The sequence below is a fragment of the Shewanella sp. 6_MG-2023 genome (assembly GCF_030547195.1).
GTDB lineage: Bacteria > Pseudomonadota > Gammaproteobacteria > Enterobacterales > Shewanellaceae > Shewanella.
The window spans coordinates 47,764-65,374 of the sequence record NZ_JAUOQU010000007.1; the positions used below are offsets into that span (position 1 = coordinate 47,764).

Genomic DNA, 17,611 nt, shown 5'->3' on the forward strand with positions numbered 1-17,611 from the left:
CTTGCTTAAAGATAACGATGAACGACTAATACAGTGCCAAGTTTATGGCGTTAAAGTACTAGGAGCGATTGTTTGAGAATAAATGCAAAGAATGTGCCTGTTATTGGTTTTCAATATATAAGTCGTTAAGCCAATGCTGAAAGGGATTAATTATCTAAAGTTTTTATCCTGATTGCCGATAGTGTTTTTAGAATTCATTTTTAACCTTTAGGCCTCAAACGCCTTAGCCCATAGCAATGCTTGAGTTAAATACAGGAATGCAATATGCGCCGAATTGGTTTACTTCCAATCATGATGTTGATGACAGCTTGTGCTGGCTCACAACCGACAGAGTATGATGATTTATCTTATGTCAATGAAGGCTATGAGATGAATTTTTGGTATGAGTCTGAGCCCAAAACGGATCATGTTATTCGCTACGATATTCAGCAGTCAGGCATAGCGCCCAAAGCTGGGGTTAACCGCTTGGCAGAAAAAATTGTCAATGAATTAGTGCTACAAAACGACAGCTTACGAGCTGATCAACCACTGCTGATCACCACACCTGTCATGCTTGATGATTACGGACAAACTAATTTGCTGGGGCAGCAATTGCAGCAAGGCATGTTGACTGCATTTCATGCCAATGAATTTAATCTTGTTGATATGAATGTGGCTAGTTCACTTCGCGCCACTGCGGAGGGTGAGTTTATTTTAAGCCGCGATTGGAAGCAGCTTGCCACAGATTTAGCGGTATCCCATGTGGTCGTAGCCACCATGGGCACTACCTCAGAGGGCGTGGTGCTCAATGCCAGAATTGTCAATACTAGCAATAATCGAGTAGTGTCAGCGGTACAAACCTTTGTTAAAACCCACAGCCTGCCAGGCTATTTAACACCTGCCAATAAGGTGATTTCAAAAGACGGCATCTTGTATCGAAACGAGCATGCAGGTATGGCAAGCGTGACTATTTTAGGAGATAACCAATGAAGGCAATACTGTTTGCAACCCTGACAGCAGCCCTCACCTTGTCCGGGTGTGCGGTAAACGACAAGTATGTGCAATGGGAAACCGAGGCGCCTAAACAATTTCCTAAACTAACCGCTATTGGTTATGCGCCGTTAGCAACGCAACCGGCAACAGAGCAATCTCACAAGGTGTTAATGGCGATGCAAGCGTCTAAAATTGCCGCTTATCGTGAACTGGCTGAGCAAGTGTATGGCCAGCAGATTGATGCCAGTAGCCAGGTCGATGATTGGTTGCTGAATAAGCAAACCGTTACCGCCAGTGTCTCGGGCATGATTAAAGGCGCTAAAGTGGTCAAAAGCTATCCGGCTGGTGATATGTATGTGACTGAGTTAGAACTGGATTTTTCACAGGTATGGAGCCTATATCAGCAGCAAAATAGGCCTAGAACGATTAAGCATGTGACTTACTTTTAGTTAAATTTAATTATTTAAATCCAGTCATTTAAATCCAGTCATTTAAATTAACTTAACTGAAGAACAAAAAAAACCGCTCTTTGAGCGGTTTTTTGGTTTTTAAAACACAATCTAGCAACTCGCAGGGCAGTTAATTACCGCCTCGATTATGCTTTAAGGTTTTGCCCTAAAGAGGAAATCGTTGAAGTTCGGCCTTTGTCATTATAGGTCAGGCTTGATGCATTACGGCTCATTTGCAGCGCTTGAGAGAAGCGATTAAGGCTGGCTATATTAAGCTCAATTAAGCTGGCATTTTGACTATTGATGGCCTTGCACTCGTCTAGAATCGCTTTGGCTTCTTCGACTTTAACAATGAGTTCTGGCTCAGCGTTTAATAATGCTTTTTCTGGGTGAGAGGCTAACTTTTCATCATTAAGTTTGAGGTTGTTTAGGCAGTCAACCTTGTCTTTTGCCAGTGACAGTAGTTTATCTGCGTCACGTTCAGTAAGGGCTAATTTTTCTTCAGATACAAGTAATTTCAGCGACGACAAGGTGTCGTGCTGAAAAGATAACAGCTGTAGTAATTCAGTCATAAGTTACTCTTTATTAAAACCCACATTACCCGTTAAGTAATGTGTGGCCGATAATATCAAGAGTAACGATGAGGTTACTCTTGGTCGAAATTTAATCCGTCAAGATCAGCTTCAAAGCTAGCAATGTTAGCAGCTAACTTTTCAGGATCGACTTTGTAGCGACCTTCTGAAATTGCTAATTTAATTGCATCAACTTTGCTTTGGTCAACTTCTGGTAAAGATGCCATATTACTCTGCACTCCCTGCAGCTGCTGCGCTTGTGCAGTAATACTGACCGAATCCGTTTTTACTGGGGCAGCCGTGGTCTTAGCCGCTGAGTCAGCTGTTTGCGTTGTTGCTCCTGCGTCGCGATTGGTGCGCAACTGAGCATGAGAAGCTGTTTTTAGATGGTTAATATCAATTGCCATGTGAGGCTCCAGCGTAATGTTAGGGTTTTCCAAACAGGTTATCGGCCTTGTCAGAAAAAACTTTAGAATATTTTACATTCTAACTTCAACTTCGCCAACGCCTGTGACAATGACATCTAATCGCCTGTTAGAATTGCTATTTCTGACTCTAATAGCATCGCCAATATTACCATCTCTTAGTGCTTCTCCGGCAGTTTTTATTTCAAATGCGTTTGTTTTAGCATAAATAGATACCGAATCTCCTTTGCAAACAAAGCATAAATTATTGTTTAGCAAAGGCGCTTTAGCTGACACACGCCTTTTTGAGCGGGTACCGAGTAATTGTGAGATCTCAGAAAAAAACTGCCCGCGGATACTGTGTTGGTCAACATAGTTAATTGCCACATTATCTGCTGTGATTAACTCACCTTTTTCAATAATTCCCAATGCTGTCACCACTGGATACATAACCTCAACTTTAACCGAGATAAACATTTGCCATGGGTAGTCATAGTCAGGGCTGATACAGCTAATTTTGACTGTGTTGGTGCGGCTAATTTCGCGGTCACTGGCCATTTCAACACTAATGGGTGGCAAACATCTTGGCGGTGTTAATCGGCCATCAAGATTTTGCGGGCTAATGTTGATCACCGCATTGGGCTTTTTAGCAATTTTTTTTGCTACTACCTCTTTAGCTAATTCAGTAATGGTCGATAGAGAGTAAGTTATGGTGGCATCTTCACTGGCGTTAACCGGTAAAGATAAAAAAATAATGATCAATAGTAGAATGTTTTTCTTCATAATATTCTAACTAGCTTGATTGGCCAGGTTACCTCTAAACTTCAATTTTAATTAGCAATGATAAGGCTAAACATTCTCAATGTTATCTTTGTCAGAAGTTTGACTTTTTTCATTGAAATCGTCGCTTAAATGCGATGTGACCACAATCAAGCAAAAACTATGCCTATAGCTAAATTTAAGCGCTAAACCAGCAAATTGGCATAAATTACTGTGTTACAATTTGCGAAAATGGTTTTACTGTCGCTTTAAAACACTGATTAACAGTGAACTCTAATAATAAATCCCACTAGGGAAAGCATTCATAAAACAAGGCAGGGTTATGTCGAGCATTCTTGATTCAGTTAATAAACGTACCCAACTGGTAGGCCAAAATAGACTGGAGTTACTGCTTTTTAAACTTAATGGTCGCCAACGTTTCGGTATCAACGTTTTTAAAGTAAAAGAAGTATTACAGTGTCCGCCACTGACAAAGTTACCCCGTTTAAGCCCAATGATTAAAGGCATTGCTCACATTCGGGGCTCGACTATTTCAGTGATTGATTTAAGTGCGGCAACTGGTGGCCGTCCGTTGGCATCGACTGAAAATTGCTTCATCATTATTGCTGAGTATAACCGCAGTATTCAGGGCTTTTTGGTTAGCTCAGTAGAGCGCATTATTAATATGAATTGGGAATCAATTATGCCACCGCCACAAGGGGCTGGGCGCAACTCTTATTTAACTGCAGTAACCGAAATCGAAGGTGAATTGGTTGAGATTTTAGATGTTGAAAAAATTCTTGATGAAATATCACCAGTAAAAACGGAATTAAGCCAAGCTGCCAGTGATGCTATTACCATTGATAAAGAGCAGCATTACCATATTATGGTGATTGATGACTCTGCAGTTGCTCGTAAGCAAATTATCCGTTCATTATCGTCATTGAACCTGCAAATTGACACTGCTATTGATGGTAAAGATGCCTTAGAGAAATTAAAAGCGATTGCCACTGAGATGGATAATGTTGCCGATGAAATTCCACTGATTATTTCAGACATTGAAATGCCAGAAATGGATGGCTATACCTTAACGGCGGAAATTCGCGACGATCCAAAACTTAAAGATATTAAAGTGGTGCTGCATACTTCATTAAGTGGCGTGTTTAATCAGGCCATGGTTGAAAAGGTCGGCGCAAACGACTTTATCGCTAAGTTTAATCCCGATGAGTTAGCGTCAGCGGTCAACAAACATCTCATTTTATAATAATTCAATCTACAACCTAGGGCTGATGATTCACCATAGGTTGTAGATTTCACGTTTGTTACCAAGTGCTCGGTAACCAAACAAAGCGGCGGCTTTAGATTGCAAACAATGTAAAGCGCCTCTTTAAAATAGGATGTAAAAGTGCCGAACAAATCACTTGCTGAAGCAGAATATAATCAGTTTAAGCTTTTTTTAGAGCAACACAGTGGCATTGTATTAGGTGACAACAAGCAATATTTAGTAAAAAGTCGCTTAGCGCCTTTAATGGGCAAGCATGATTTGCCCTCATTATCGGAAGTGGTTAAGCGCTCAATGAAGCCAATGGAGCGGCATTTACGGGCGGAAGTGATTGACGCGATGACCACAAATGAAACTCTGTGGTTTAGAGACAAATACCCGTTTGAATTACTTCATGATGCTTTATTACCTGAATATAGCCGCTTAGGTCGGCCGTTAAAAATATGGTCAGCCGCTTGCTCGTCAGGGCAGGAGCCCTATTCATTGGCAATGACTATTTTAGAGTATCAGCAGCGTAAGCCGGGGGCATTGCCTGGTAGCGCGACGATCCAAGCCACCGATTTATCACCTTCAATGCTAGCGCGTTGTAAAAAGGCCGAATATGACAGCTTAGCCTTAGCCCGTGGGCTATCAGATGAGCGAAAGCGACAATTTTTTGAGCCAATGCCGTCAGGTCATATGAAAGTGAAAGATAATGTTCAGCGGTTAGTGAATTTTAGAAGTCATAACCTGCTTGAAAGTTATAGCTTATTGGGTAAGTTCGATATTATCTTTTGTCGTAATGTGTTGATTTATTTTTCTCCAGAGGCAAAAGCTAAAATTTTGCGGCAATTTGCTGCCGCCCTTAATCCCAATGGGATTTTATTTTTAGGGGCGTCAGAATCTATCTCAGGTTTATCTGATGAATTTACGATGGTGCGTTGTAACCCAGGGATTTACTATCAAAAGAAAAATATATTGTAAGTTTATGAATTAATATGTTTTTAGTTAATAAAATGCCGACTTACGTCGGCATTTTTCATTTTTATCCTTTCTCATCTTAAAACCGCAATATTTTGGCATAAGGTTTGCTTTGTTAGTGACAGTTAGCTGATGGAGGCAATTTTATGGCGATTAATTTTGAAAATGGTTTAGGGGTACATCAATACTCGTTGGGCATACGTGCTCAAAGGGCTGAAGTGCTATCTAGTAATATCGCCAATGCCAATACCCCGGGTTACAAAGCCCGTGATGTAGACTTTGCCTCTGCCATGAATAGCGCCCGCTCTCATCAGCAAGGGCTGCAAATGAGTCAAACAACTGACAAGCACTTTGACCTTAAAGCGTTAAGCCAAGAGCATGTGCAGTTTCGGGTGCCAAATCAGCCAGACACAGGTGACGGTAATACGGTGGATATGCAAGAAGAGCAATCTGCATTTATGCAAAACTCTTTGGAATATCAAATGTCACTGGGCTTTCTTGAAAGTAAGTTTTCTGGCATGCGTAAAGCCATTAGAGGTGATTAATTATGAGTCTTTTTAATATTTTTAATGTGTCAGGCTCGGGTATGTCTGCGCAATCGGTGCGCTTAAATACCACCGCCAGTAATATTGCTAATGCCAACACAGTATCAAGCAGTGTCGGTGAGACCTATAGAGCTCGTCATCCTATTTTTGAGGCTGAAATGGCCAAAGCCAGTCATCAGCAAAATAGTTCTCATAGTGTCAGTGTTAAAGGCGTTGTAGAAAGCGATAAACCGTTATTAAAAGAATTCTCACCTAATCATCCAATGGCTGATAACGATGGGTTTATTTATAAACCCAATGTCAATGTGATGGAAGAAATGGCCGATATGATTTCTGCTTCTCGGTCATATCAAATGAATGTTCAAGTGGCTGATGCCGCCAAATCAATGTTGCAGCAAACGCTTCGTATGGGTAAGTAATATGAATTTAGTTGGAGGTAAACAATGAGCCTCGTTAATCCTTACAGTAGTCAGTCATTACCGCAGTTGCAGACGTCTACCACGGCTTCCACCGTCTCCACTAATTCAGTGGCGACAAACTCACAAACTACACAGGTATCAGACAGTAGCTTTTTAGATAGCCTAACTGCTGCGCAATCAGCTAGCACCACCGAAACTGGTGAAGCTAAAAGCCAAGAGCTAACCCAATCGGATTTCTTTGCGCTTTTGAGTCAACAGCTGTCAATGCAGGACCCGTTTAAACCTGTTGAAAACGATCAGATGATCGCACAAATGGCGTCCTTCGCGACCGTTGATGGTATTGCCAACTTAAATGCTGAAATTTTGAATTTGAACAGTGTGATGAGCTCAAGTCAGGCATTACAAGCCTCGGGCTTAGTGGGGCAAAAGGTGCTCATTCCATCAGATATTGGCCATGTCTCAGAAGAAAACCCAGTCATTAACGGTGTCATTAGTACGCCACAGCCAATCGATACCATTACCGTCACCATTGAAGACGAGTCAGGCCAAGTGATTAAAACCTTTGAGGTTGATGGCTCTGCAGGCGGCAACATTGATGTCAGCTGGGATGGCCTTGATAAAGATGGCGAACCCGTAGAAGAAGGCATGTATGCCATTAAAGCTAACGGTAAAGTTGATGGCAACGCCGAAGATTTAGCGGTTTCAACTTATGCCCATGTCACTAGTGTGTCTTTAGGCAGTGTCGCCAGCGGTCCGATCCTTAACCTCAGAGGCCTAGGTGGTATTCAATTGTCTGATGTACTGGCAGTGGCAGAAAGTTAATAACACAAACAATAATAAGCTGCCAGAAATCTGGCAGCCACACAGAACCTAATTTAAAGCGCTAAGAGGTGATTTATGTCGTTTAATATTGCATTGAGTGGTATCGCAGCTGCTCAAAAAGATCTCAACACCACGGCTAATAACATTGCCAACGTCAATACCATTGGTTTTAAAGAGTCTCGCGCTGAATTTGCCGATGTTTATGCTAATTCAATTTTTTCAAATGGTAATACCGCAGTGGGCGGCGGCGCAACCACAACTCACGTAGCGCAACAGTTTCAGCAAGGTAGCTTACTGTTTACCAACAACTCCTTAGATATGGCTATTAGTGGCGGTGGTTTCTTTGTTACTTCATCTGAAGCGGGCAGCCAAGATCATGCATTCACCCGTGCAGGTGCATTTAAAGTAAACTCAGAAAGTTTTATGACAGATTCAGCCGGTAACTATTTACAGGGTTTCCCTGTGGATGCTGATGGTAATTCGACTTCAGTGAGTTTAACCACCACCCAACCGATTAAAATCCCCGATACTGCAGGTAGCCCAGTGAAAACCGGTAACGTTGGTTTTCAAATGAACCTCAATGTTGGTGATGAAGAACTTGATCCAGCAAACTTTGATCCAGATGACGCAGATACTTACAATAACTCAACCTCAGTAACTATCTATGATTCACTTGGTGAGGCTCATATCTTGACCACTTATTTTGTTAAACCAGAAGGTGGTTCCCATACTGGTGAGAATAACTGGGTTGCCTTTTATGCTGTTGATGGCAAGCAAGTGGATATTGATGCGCCAACGGGTGGTTCATTCCCAACAGATACTACTGGTGATGGTATTGCTGATTCAACTGGTACCGCTGAAAACGCATCCGGCTGGAAAGGCTCAGTACTTACATTTAATGATGCCGGAACTTATACAGGATCTGATCCTGCGGTAGTGTCTACGGTTGAACTAGGTAGTAATGGCGCAGGTGTTATCGGCACCGGCGCTGACGGCTCGCAAAAGGTGAACATCGATTTTAATAATCCTACTCAATACGCCTCACCGTTTGAAGTGACAGAGTTAACCCAAGATGGCACCACAGTCGGGCGCTTAACCAATGTCGGTGTCGGCGATGACGGTTTAGTAACAGCCAGTTACAGTAACGGTTCAACCGTGCCATTAGCTCGGGTAGCATTAGTACGCTTTTCTAATGAGCAAGGCTTAACTCAAGTAGGTAATACCTCTTGGAAAGCCAGCTTAGACTCAGGCCCAGCACTAGCAGGTGAGGCCAATAGCGGCACTTTTGGTAGTATTCGCTCGTCAGCACTTGAGCAATCAAATGTTGATTTAACCACCGAGCTGGTGGATTTGATTTCAGCTCAACGTAACTTCCAAGCCAACTCACGTACCCTTGAAGTGAACAATACCCTTAACCAAACGGTATTGCAGATCCGCTAATTAATCTCGCGCTTTAGTAAAGAGTTGCCGCCATGGCAACTCTTTGCCTTATTGTTCACCTCATTCTTCACCTCGTTACTACAGCCATTAACCTGCCCAATATTGCTTATCTTGTAAATTTCCCCGCTGTTTATAACTGCAAATTTCATCTAAAACTCAAACCCTTAATTTTTTGGCACGTTGATTGCTAGTTCTGTGTATATCTTTTGTTATGAAGAAAGTTTGACGGAGCGGTAAATGGACAAATTACTTTATGTTGCCATGAGCGGCGCTAAGCAGAATATGAATGCTTTGGCGGTGCGAGCCAACAATTTAGCTAATGTGAATACTGACGGCTTTAGAGCTGATTTGGTTCAAGCACGCTCTATGCAAGCTTTTGGCGAAGGTTTACCGACTCGTGTTTTTGCAATGACAGAAAGCCCCGGGCATAACTTTGACTCAGGCCCACTTAAAACCACAGGTCGTGATTTAGATATTGCCGTTAAAGATAAAGGCTGGATAGCTGTGCAAGCTGCTGATGGCGGTGAAGCCTATACCCGTTCAGGCAGTCTAAATTTTGACACTACCGGCTTACTCACTAATGCGCGTGGCAATCCGATTATGGGGGAGGCTGGGCCAATTGTGCTGCCACTGCCGGTTGAAAAAGTGCAAATCTCCCCTGACGGTATTATCTCGGTTAGACCCCAAGGCGCCACAGCCGACATAGTCGAAGAAGTTGCGCGGATTAAATTGGTTAACCCCAACAACGCCGACATGATGCGCGGTGAGGATGGCTTGTTTCGTTTAACCACAGGGCAAAACATCCCTAATGATCCCAATGTTCAAGTTGAAAGTGGCGCAGTTGAAGGCAGTAATGTCAATGCGGTATCTGAAATGGTGGCGCTAATTGATATTCAGCGCCAATACGAAATGCAAGTGAAGATGATGAAAAACGCCGAAGATCTTGATCGCGCCTCGTCAGCTTTAATGAGAATTAGTTAGGAGTAATTATTATGCATCCTGCTTTATGGATCAGTAAAACCGGCCTAGATGCCCAACAAACCGACATTTCGGTTATTTCTAACAACGTGGCCAACGCCAGTACCATTGGCTATAAAAAAAGCCGCGCAGTGTTTGAAGATTTGCTTTATCAAACCGTTAACCAAGCGGGCGGCGTCAGTGCTGATAACACCAAACTACCTAATGGCTTAAACCTCGGTGCGGGTACCAAAGTGGTTGCCACGCAAAAGATGTTTACCCAAGGCAATATGTTAACCACAGACAATGCCTTAGATCTAATGATTGAAGGTCCAGGCTTTTTTGAAGTTGAAATGCCAGATGGCACCGCAGCTTATACCCGTAACGGCCAATTTAGCCTAGATGAAAATGGCCAAATTGTGACCCCAGGTTCGGGTTATGTCATCCAGCCTGCCATCACCATTCCTGATGATGCCACTTCAATCACAGTGTCATCTGAAGGTGAAGTTTCAGTGAAACTTTCAGGTGCTACAGAAAATACCGTCATTGGTCAGTTAGCCATGAGCGACTTTATTAATCCATCAGGGTTAGACCCACTAGGGCAAAACCTTTACACCGAAACCGGTGCCAGTGGCACGCCGATTCAGGGCACGGCTTCATTGGATGGTTTAGGGGCTATTCGTCAAGGGGCGCTTGAAACGTCAAATGTTAACGTGACTGAAGAACTGGTTAACTTGATCCAAAGTCAACGTAATTACGAAATGAACTCGAAAGTGATATCAGCTGTTGATCAGATGATGTCTTACGTAACACAGAACTTATAAGCTTTGATGATAAGAGAGGGGATGATGAATAAGGTTTTAGTCTTAGCATCAGCATTTGTGATGCTGGGTTGCAGCTCAACTCAGCAAAAACCCATAGCCGATGATCCATTTTATGCGCCTGTTTACCCAGAAGCGCCGCCAACCCAAATGGTGTCAACGGGTTCAATTTACATGGATCATCAATCATCCAGTTTGTACTCGGATATTCGTGCCCACAAAGTGGGTGACATTATTACCGTATTGCTTAATGAGTCGACCCAAGCGAAGAAAAGTGCCAATAACGAAATTAAAAGAGGCTCTGATTTAAGCGTCGATCCGGTTTATGCCGGTGGCAGCAATCTGTCGATTAAAGGAATTCCGCTAGATTTTCGTTATTCAGATGACATGAATACCAAGCGTGAGTCAGATGCCGATCAGTCAAACAGTTTAGACGGCAGCATCTCAGCCAATGTCATGCAAGTGCTTAACAATGGCAATTTAGTTATTCGCGGCGAAAAGTGGATTTCAATTAATAATGGTGATGAGTTTATTCGCGTTACTGGCATGGTACGTAGTCAAGATATCACTCCTGATAATACCGTTGAATCCACCCGTGTTGCCAATGCTCGGATTCAATATAGCGGTACCGGCACTTTTGCCGATGTCCAAAAAGTGGGTTGGTTAAGCTCCTTCTTTATGGGCCAATGGTGGCCTTTCTAAGGAGTTAACCATGAAAATCAAATCCCTCATTTTATTATTGCTCAGCATGGTGTTGCTGTCACAGCCAATTCAAGCCCAGCGCATTAAAGATATTGCCAATGTCCAAGGGGTACGAAGTAACCAATTAATTGGTTATGGCTTAGTGGTGGGGTTACCCGGCACAGGTGAAAAAACCCGTTATACCGAACAAACCTTTAGAACCATGCTAAAAAACTTCGGCATTAATTTAGCCGATAATGTTAACCCTAAAACCAAAAATGCCGCTGTGGTAGCCGTGCATGCAGAAATGCCTGCCTTTATTAAGCCCGGTCAAAATCTTGACATCACGGTATCAAGTATTGGTGAAGCAAAAAGCTTACGTGGCGGCACCTTGCTGCAAACCTTCTTAAAAGGGGTTGATGGTAATGTTTACGCCATTGCCCAAGGCACCTTGGTGGTCAGTGGCTTTAGCGCAGAAGGTCAAGACGGTTCACGGGTGATACAAAATACTCCTACCGTTGGGCGTATTCCTAGCGGCGCTATTGTGGAGCGCAGCGTGATGTCACCTTTTGCCAGTGGCGATCACCTCACCTTTAACTTGCGCCGTGCAGATTTTTCAACCGCCAAAAACATGGAACAAGCCATTAATGATTTGCTTGGCCCCGGTATGGCAAGGGCGCTTGATGCTACCTCGGTGCAAGTGAGTGCGCCTCGTGATGCATCCCAAAGAGTGTCATTTTTATCGACCCTTGAAAACATTCAAGTTGATATGGCCGATGAGTCAGCCAAAGTGATAGTCAATTCGCGTACGGGCACCATAGTGGTGGGGCAAAATGTACGCTTAATGCCAGCAGCTGTGACCCATGGTGGCTTAACCGTCACCATTGCTGAAGCGACCCAAGTATCACAACCTAATCCGTTTTCGGATGGTCAAACGGTTGTTACAACCGATAGCACCATAGATGTTGCCCAAGACGATAGCCGAATGTTTTTATTTGACCCTGGCACCTCGCTCGATGAGCTAGTCAGAGCGGTAAATTTGGTGGGCGCTGCCCCTTCAGATGTACTGGCAATATTAGAAGCGTTAAAGATGGCAGGCGCTTTGCATGGAGAGCTTATCATCATCTAAAAATTGTCGGTATGACTATGGAAAAGCTGTCAAATTCATCGAACTATCTGGATCTAGGGGGACTAGATTCATTACGTTCCAAGGCCCAGAAAGACGAGAAGGCGGCATTACAAGAAGTCGCCAAACAGTTTGAAGGGATATTTATTCAAATGCTGATGAAAAGTATGCGTGAAGCTAACGCAGTCTTTAAATCAGACAGCCCGATGAACAGTGAAACCACCGAATTTTTTGAAAACATGCGCGATCAACAAATGTCGGTGGATTTATCAAACAAAGGTATGTTGGGCATCGCAGACATGATGGTGCAGCAACTTTCTCCCCAAGAAAGCGGTTTTACCCCAGCCTCAGTGCTGCGCGGTAATATTGACGCTAACAGTACACCGTCATTAGTTAACTCTACGAATAAGCCGGTAGATTTTCTTAGCACAGTGGTGAGTGCAAATTCTGCCCCTGAGCGCTCAGAGGCTGCTCAGTCAATGTTTAACCACACAATGCCTAATCACTCAATGTCTGATCACTCAACTGTTAATATCTCAACTGCGAACGCTGCAATGGCTAAGCCGATAATTGATAGCCAAGAATTAGATCAAGTTTTGGCTGGTGATCGTGTTGCCACTAGTGGCAATAGCTTGCCGCAATCGATGGCACCAACGCCGAATCAGTTTGACAGCCCGCAACATTTTGTCTCAGTGCTTTATCCCCATGCTGAAAAGGCCGCGAAACAGCTTGGCACCACCCCTGAAGTATTACTGGCGCAATCGGCATTAGAAACTGGCTGGGGTCAAAAAATGATCCGTCGTGATGACGGCACAGCCAGCAACAACTTGTTTAATATCAAAGCCGACAGACGCTGGGACGGCGATAAAACCTCAGTCAGCACCTTAGAGTTTGAGCAAGGGGTGGCAGTAAAACAACAAGCAGACTTCAGAATGTACGACAACGTTGAACAAAGCTTTAATGACTTTGTGTCATTCATCTCCAATGGCGAGCGCTACCAAGAAGCCAAAAAAGTGGCAGCACAGCCCGCCAAATTTATTCATGCCCTACAACAAGCAGGTTACGCAACTGATCCTCAATACGCCAATAAAGTGTTGAAAGTCATGGAGTCAGTAACCAATGGACTTAAGTCCGTATTACCAAAAGAGACTAACTAATGGCTATCGATTTATTAAACATTGCCCGTTCAGGTGTTATGGCAGCCCAATCGCAAATGGGCGTCACCAGTAATAACATTGCCAATGCCAATACCGTGGGCTATCACCGCCAAGTTGCAGAGCAATCGTCATTAGGGTCCCAACAAATCGGTAGTAGCTTTTATGGTACAGGTACTTACGTATCTGATGTGAAAAGGGTTTATAACGAATATGCCGCAAGAGAGCTGCGCATTGGCCAAACCTCCATGAGTGGTGCTGAAACCCGTTACAGCAAAATGAACGAAATGGATCAGCTGTTCTCGCAAATTGGCGCCATGGTACCAGCCAGTTTAAATGACTTTTTTACCAGCATTAATAATGTTGGCGATTTACCGACAGATCTCGGTATGCGTAACAACATGCTTAGCTCTGCCGGGCAAGTGGCTAACAGCCTTAATCAAATGCAAAGCCACCTTGACTCGCAAATGAAGCAAACCAATGCGCAAATCGGCGCGGTTGCTGATCGCATTAATGAGATCAGTACTGAGCTTGCCAACATCAACCTCGAGATCATGAAGTCGCCAGGGGCTGACAGCCAATTATTAGACCGACAAGATGCGCTGATTTTAGAGCTAAGCGAATATTCTGAAGTTAATGTTATCCCGCTAGATAATGGCGCTAAAAGCGTCATGCTCGGCGGCTCAGTGATGCTAGTGTCCGGTGAAGTGGCGATGCAAGTAGGCACCACTACGGGCGATCCCTTTTCGAATGAGCCAAGGCTAACCACATCAACCGGTAATAGCACGTTAGTGATTGACGGCTCTAAATTAGGTGGCCAATTAGGCGAGTTATTTAACTTTCGTGATCAAACCTTAATTCCAGCCTCTCAAGAGCTAGGGCAACTGGCCTTAGGCGTGGCAGATGCCTTTAACCAAATGCAGCAAAATGGTTTTGACCTAGACGGCAATATTGGCAGCAATATTTTTACTGATATTAACGACCCCAGCATGGCCGCAGGTCGAGTCGGTGCCTACAGTACCAACACTGGTGACGCCAATCTGAAAGTTAATATTGACGATGTAGGCCAATTAACCGGCAGCGCATACGAATTATCTTTCACTGCGCCAAACACCTATGAGCTTAAAGACACCCAAACAGGCAAAGTTGAGCCACTAACCCTTAATGGCAATCAGCTTGAAGGCGGCAATGGTTTTAGTATTGAAATTGATGCTGGCAGTTTTGCTGATGGCGACCGTTTTGAAATTAGACCTAATGCGGGCGCTGCAGCAGGGCTCAATGTGGCAATGACAGATCCAAGAGGCATAGCTGCAGCTGGGCCTAATATCTCAGCTGACTCAGGCAACTCAGGTAACACCAGTGTAAAGCTCACAGACATTGACCGAACTCATGCCAGCTTCCCTGAAACGGGTAGTGAGCTTACCGTTAAAATTGATACCGCTAAAAATACTTTTCAAGTACTGGATGCCAACGGCGCCATAGTCGGCGCTGAAAAATCCTTTACCCCGCCGCAAATTGACACCGGCTTTGGTTTTAGTTTTGAAATTAACGACTCATCTTCAGCAGGTGTCACTGACAGCTATAGCTTTGATTTGTCCTTTGCCGAAGGCGACAACAGTAATGCGGTTGCTATGGCGCAATTGGCCGATGCCAACATTATGAATAATGGCTCAACCACCTTAACCGGGGTGTTTGAAGGCACCAAACTGGATATCGGCAGCAAAACGCAAGCTGCAGCGGTGAGCTTGGCCTCAAATGATGCCATGTATCAGCAAGCCTATAACCGAGTGCAAAGTGAGTCTGGGGTAAATTTAGATGAAGAAGCGGCCAATTTAATGCGCTTTCAGCAATCGTATCAAGCTTCAGCTCGCATCATGACAACTGCCCAGCAGATGTTTGACTCATTACTTAGCTCAGTTCGCTAGGAGAATTAATTATGCGAATTTCAACGGCGCAAATGTTTCAGCAAAACAGCTACAGCATAGCCAAAGGCCAATCTGAAACCAGCAAAACCCTCCTGCAATTAGCCACAGGAAAAAAAATTAATACCGCCGGTGATGACCCCGTGGCCGCCATTGGTATCGATAAGTTAAACCAGCAAAATAACTTGGTTGATCAATATGTCAAAAATATTGACTACGCTAAAAATCGATTAGGTGTTACAGAATCTAAAATAGGTAGCACTGAAACGCTTATCGATAGCATGCGACAACAATTACAAAAAGGTGCCAACGGCAGTTTATCGCAAAGCGAGCGGCAAATGATTGCCGATGAAATGAAAGTCAGCCTTGAAGAGTTACTTTCCATCGCCAATTCTAAAGATGAATCAGGAAATTATTTATTTTCAGGCAATAAAACCAGCTCAGTACCGTTTGCTTTTGATAACAATGGCGACATTGTTTATAGCGGCGACTCAGGTGTAAGGCAAAGTGTGGTGGCATCAGGGGTAACTATTGGTGCCAATGTTCCAGGTGATAGCATCTTTATGAATGCACCCAATCCTTTGGGCGATTATGGCGTCAATTATCTGTCATCTCAGCAAGGCGATTTTGTAGTTGATAGTGCCAAAATTGTTGATCAGTCAACCTATGTAGAAGATACCTATAGCTTTAATTTTGTAGCTAATGGTTCAAATGTTGATCTGGAAATTGAAGATGCTAACGGGAATATAGTCAAGACAGTGGCCAATTTTGATCCAAGTGTTCCTGTTAAATTTAATGGTATAGAAGTTGAAATATCAGGAACCCCAGCGGCTGGCGACAGTTTTACCATGGCGCCTCAATCAACAGTGAGCATTTTAGATGAGCTCAATAGCGCTATCGCCCTGCTAGAAAGCCCTGACGGCGCCAATTCTCCCCAAGGAAAATCAAAGTTGGCACAGCTATTGAATAATATTGATAGTGGTCAAAATCAAGTCAGTACGGCAAGAAGTATTGCTGGTAATAGTTTAAAAGGGCTTGAGAGTATCTCGACGAATCATGCTGAAGAGAAAATTGTTAATGATAGTGCGCTGTCTATGCTTGAAGACTTGGATTATGCCGAGGCTATTATAGAGTTTGAAAAACAGCAGCTTGCACTTAATGCAGTATCCAGTGTTTTTAGCAAAGTCGGCACTATGTCTTTATTTGATTATATCTAGTAAGAGTTTTCAGATTAATTACATAACAAACCTAACGTTAAATTGTAAATTTAGCCAAGCTCCAAAGTCTTGGCAACAAAACTAAGAATGAGGATTTATCTATGGCTATTACAGTAAATACCAACGTAACATCAATGAAAGCGCAAAAGAACTTAAGTGCTTCAACGCAAGGGCTTGCTACCTCGATGGAGCGTTTATCATCAGGTCTTCGCATTAACAGTGCTAAAGATGATGCGGCTGGTTTAGCTATTTCAAACCGTTTGGACTCACAAGTTCGTGGTCTGGATGTGGGTATGCGAAATGCCAATGATGCCATTTCTATCGCGCAGATTTCTGAAGGTGCGATGCAAGAGCAAACTAACATGCTACAACGTATGCGTGATTTGACCATTCAATCCGAAAACGGTGCAAACAGTACTCAAGATCTCAAAGCAATTAAAGCTGAAATGGACGAATTAGCATCTGAAATTAGTGAAATTGGTAAAAATACCGCTTTTGGTGAGACTAAGTTATTAGATGGCAGTTTCGGCACTGGTAAATCTTTCCAAGTAGGCCATCAGTCTAACGAGAAAATTACCATTAGTGTCCAAACATCTAATGCAACTTCTCTATCAGTTTCTAGCCTAAGTAATTCTACAGCGGCTTTTCGTTCGACGGCACTAGAGAAAATTGATGCAGCAATCGCAACCATTGATAGCCAGCGCGCAGACTTAGGTGCAAAACAAAACCGTTTAGCACACAACATTGCTAACAGTGCGAATACTCAGGCAAACGTTGCTGACGCTAAGAGCCGCATTGTTGATGTTGATTTTGCTAAAGAAACAGCTGCAATGACCAAGAACCAAGTATTACAACAAACTGGCAGTTCAATGCTTGCGCAAGCGAACCAGCTTCCTCAGGTCGCGCTATCTTTATTGGGTTAATCCTCATCCAATAATAATGTCAAATTATGCAATAAAAAACCGCAATTGATAAATTTATTGCGGTTTTGTTGTTTAGGCTTTATGACAAACCGTACCAGACATCTAGTAATAGATTTGAAGCTGCTCTAAATAAAATATTATATTTGTGTAAAAAAAAACCTAAAGAATAAAAACATACTGCCGTTA

19 protein-coding genes are annotated in these 17,611 nt (G+C 43.3%); 16 read left to right on the forward strand and 3 right to left on the reverse strand.

Features of this window, described 5'->3' with window-relative positions; genetic code table 11:
* Window positions 1-264: 264 nt before the first annotated feature.
* Complete coding sequence (locus Q4533_RS05985; protein ID WP_303502336.1) at window positions 265-969, forward strand: FlgO family outer membrane protein; 705 nt, start codon at window positions 265-267, stop codon at window positions 967-969.
* On the forward strand, window positions 966-1,421 hold the full coding sequence (locus Q4533_RS05990; RefSeq protein ID WP_303502341.1) for an LPP20 family lipoprotein: 456 nt from the start codon (window positions 966-968) through the stop codon (window positions 1,419-1,421). The genes Q4533_RS05985 and Q4533_RS05990 overlap by 4 nt, the downstream gene beginning before the upstream one ends.
* Before the next feature lie 146 nt (window positions 1,422-1,567).
* On the opposite strand, the gene Q4533_RS05995 is transcribed toward Q4533_RS05990, so the two are convergent.
* From Q4533_RS05995 to flgA, 3 genes are all read right to left on the reverse strand, one after another.
* Entirely contained in the window at window positions 1,568-1,993 is a 426-nt protein-coding gene (locus Q4533_RS05995; RefSeq protein WP_102440679.1) for a flagella synthesis protein FlgN, read from the reverse strand.
* A 74-nt stretch (window positions 1,994-2,067) separates the two neighbouring features.
* Window positions 2,068-2,400 (reverse strand): flagellar biosynthesis anti-sigma factor FlgM, encoded by a 333-nt coding sequence (gene flgM / locus Q4533_RS06000; RefSeq protein WP_102440678.1) that lies wholly within the window; start codon window positions 2,398-2,400, stop codon window positions 2,068-2,070.
* A gap of 72 nt (window positions 2,401-2,472) precedes the next feature.
* Window positions 2,473-3,180 (reverse strand): flagellar basal body P-ring formation chaperone FlgA, encoded by a 708-nt coding sequence (gene flgA, locus Q4533_RS06005; protein ID WP_102440677.1) that lies wholly within the window; start codon window positions 3,178-3,180, stop codon window positions 2,473-2,475.
* A gap of 319 nt (window positions 3,181-3,499) precedes the next feature.
* Between flgA and Q4533_RS06010 the strand changes: the two genes are divergently transcribed.
* From Q4533_RS06010 to Q4533_RS06075, 14 genes are all read left to right on the forward strand, one after another.
* A complete protein-coding gene (locus tag Q4533_RS06010; protein ID WP_102440676.1) occupies window positions 3,500-4,420 on the forward strand; it encodes a chemotaxis protein CheV in 921 nt (306 codons plus the stop codon).
* A 141-nt stretch (window positions 4,421-4,561) separates the two neighbouring features.
* Window positions 4,562-5,401: a protein-glutamate O-methyltransferase CheR gene (locus Q4533_RS06015; protein ID WP_303502343.1), complete on the forward strand. Its 840-nt coding sequence runs from the start codon at window positions 4,562-4,564 to the stop codon at window positions 5,399-5,401.
* A gap of 143 nt (window positions 5,402-5,544) precedes the next feature.
* Window positions 5,545-5,943, forward strand: coding sequence for a flagellar basal body rod protein FlgB (gene flgB, locus Q4533_RS06020; protein ID WP_076540181.1), 399 nt, complete (start codon window positions 5,545-5,547; stop codon window positions 5,941-5,943).
* Between the two features lie 2 nt (window positions 5,944-5,945).
* The gene (flgC, locus tag Q4533_RS06025; protein ID WP_102439333.1) at window positions 5,946-6,362 is read left to right on the forward strand and encodes a flagellar basal body rod protein FlgC; all 417 of its coding nucleotides are present in this window, start codon (window positions 5,946-5,948) and stop codon (window positions 6,360-6,362) included.
* 24 nt (window positions 6,363-6,386) lie between these two features.
* On the forward strand, window positions 6,387-7,184 hold the full coding sequence (flgD, locus tag Q4533_RS06030; protein WP_102439332.1) for a flagellar hook assembly protein FlgD: 798 nt from the start codon (window positions 6,387-6,389) through the stop codon (window positions 7,182-7,184).
* A 75-nt stretch (window positions 7,185-7,259) separates the two neighbouring features.
* Window positions 7,260-8,624, forward strand: coding sequence for a flagellar hook protein FlgE (gene flgE, locus Q4533_RS06035; protein WP_102439331.1), 1,365 nt, complete (start codon window positions 7,260-7,262; stop codon window positions 8,622-8,624).
* A 237-nt stretch (window positions 8,625-8,861) separates the two neighbouring features.
* The gene (flgF, locus tag Q4533_RS06040) at window positions 8,862-9,605 is read left to right on the forward strand and encodes a flagellar basal-body rod protein FlgF (RefSeq protein WP_076540191.1); all 744 of its coding nucleotides are present in this window, start codon (window positions 8,862-8,864) and stop codon (window positions 9,603-9,605) included.
* A gap of 11 nt (window positions 9,606-9,616) precedes the next feature.
* A complete protein-coding gene (flgG, locus tag Q4533_RS06045) occupies window positions 9,617-10,405 on the forward strand; it encodes a flagellar basal-body rod protein FlgG (RefSeq protein ID WP_102439330.1) in 789 nt (262 codons plus the stop codon).
* A 24-nt stretch (window positions 10,406-10,429) separates the two neighbouring features.
* A complete protein-coding gene (gene flgH / locus Q4533_RS06050; RefSeq protein ID WP_102439334.1) occupies window positions 10,430-11,104 on the forward strand; it encodes a flagellar basal body L-ring protein FlgH in 675 nt (224 codons plus the stop codon).
* Window positions 11,105-11,114: 10 nt separating this feature from the next.
* On the forward strand, window positions 11,115-12,212 hold the full coding sequence (locus Q4533_RS06055; RefSeq protein WP_102439329.1) for a flagellar basal body P-ring protein FlgI: 1,098 nt from the start codon (window positions 11,115-11,117) through the stop codon (window positions 12,210-12,212).
* A 17-nt stretch (window positions 12,213-12,229) separates the two neighbouring features.
* Window positions 12,230-13,366, forward strand: a complete 1,137-nt coding sequence (gene flgJ / locus Q4533_RS06060; RefSeq protein WP_303502346.1) for a flagellar assembly peptidoglycan hydrolase FlgJ — start codon at window positions 12,230-12,232, stop codon at window positions 13,364-13,366.
* Window positions 13,366-15,288 (forward strand): flagellar hook-associated protein FlgK, encoded by a 1,923-nt coding sequence (flgK, locus tag Q4533_RS06065; protein ID WP_102530950.1) that lies wholly within the window; start codon window positions 13,366-13,368, stop codon window positions 15,286-15,288. Before flgJ ends, flgK begins: the two co-directional genes overlap by 1 nt.
* A gap of 11 nt (window positions 15,289-15,299) precedes the next feature.
* Complete coding sequence (gene flgL / locus Q4533_RS06070; RefSeq protein ID WP_303459756.1) at window positions 15,300-16,502, forward strand: flagellar hook-associated protein FlgL; 1,203 nt, start codon at window positions 15,300-15,302, stop codon at window positions 16,500-16,502.
* 101 nt (window positions 16,503-16,603) lie between these two features.
* Window positions 16,604-17,425, forward strand: a complete 822-nt coding sequence (locus tag Q4533_RS06075; RefSeq protein ID WP_303502350.1) for a flagellin — start codon at window positions 16,604-16,606, stop codon at window positions 17,423-17,425.
* The last annotated feature ends 186 nt before the right edge of the window (window positions 17,426-17,611 follow it).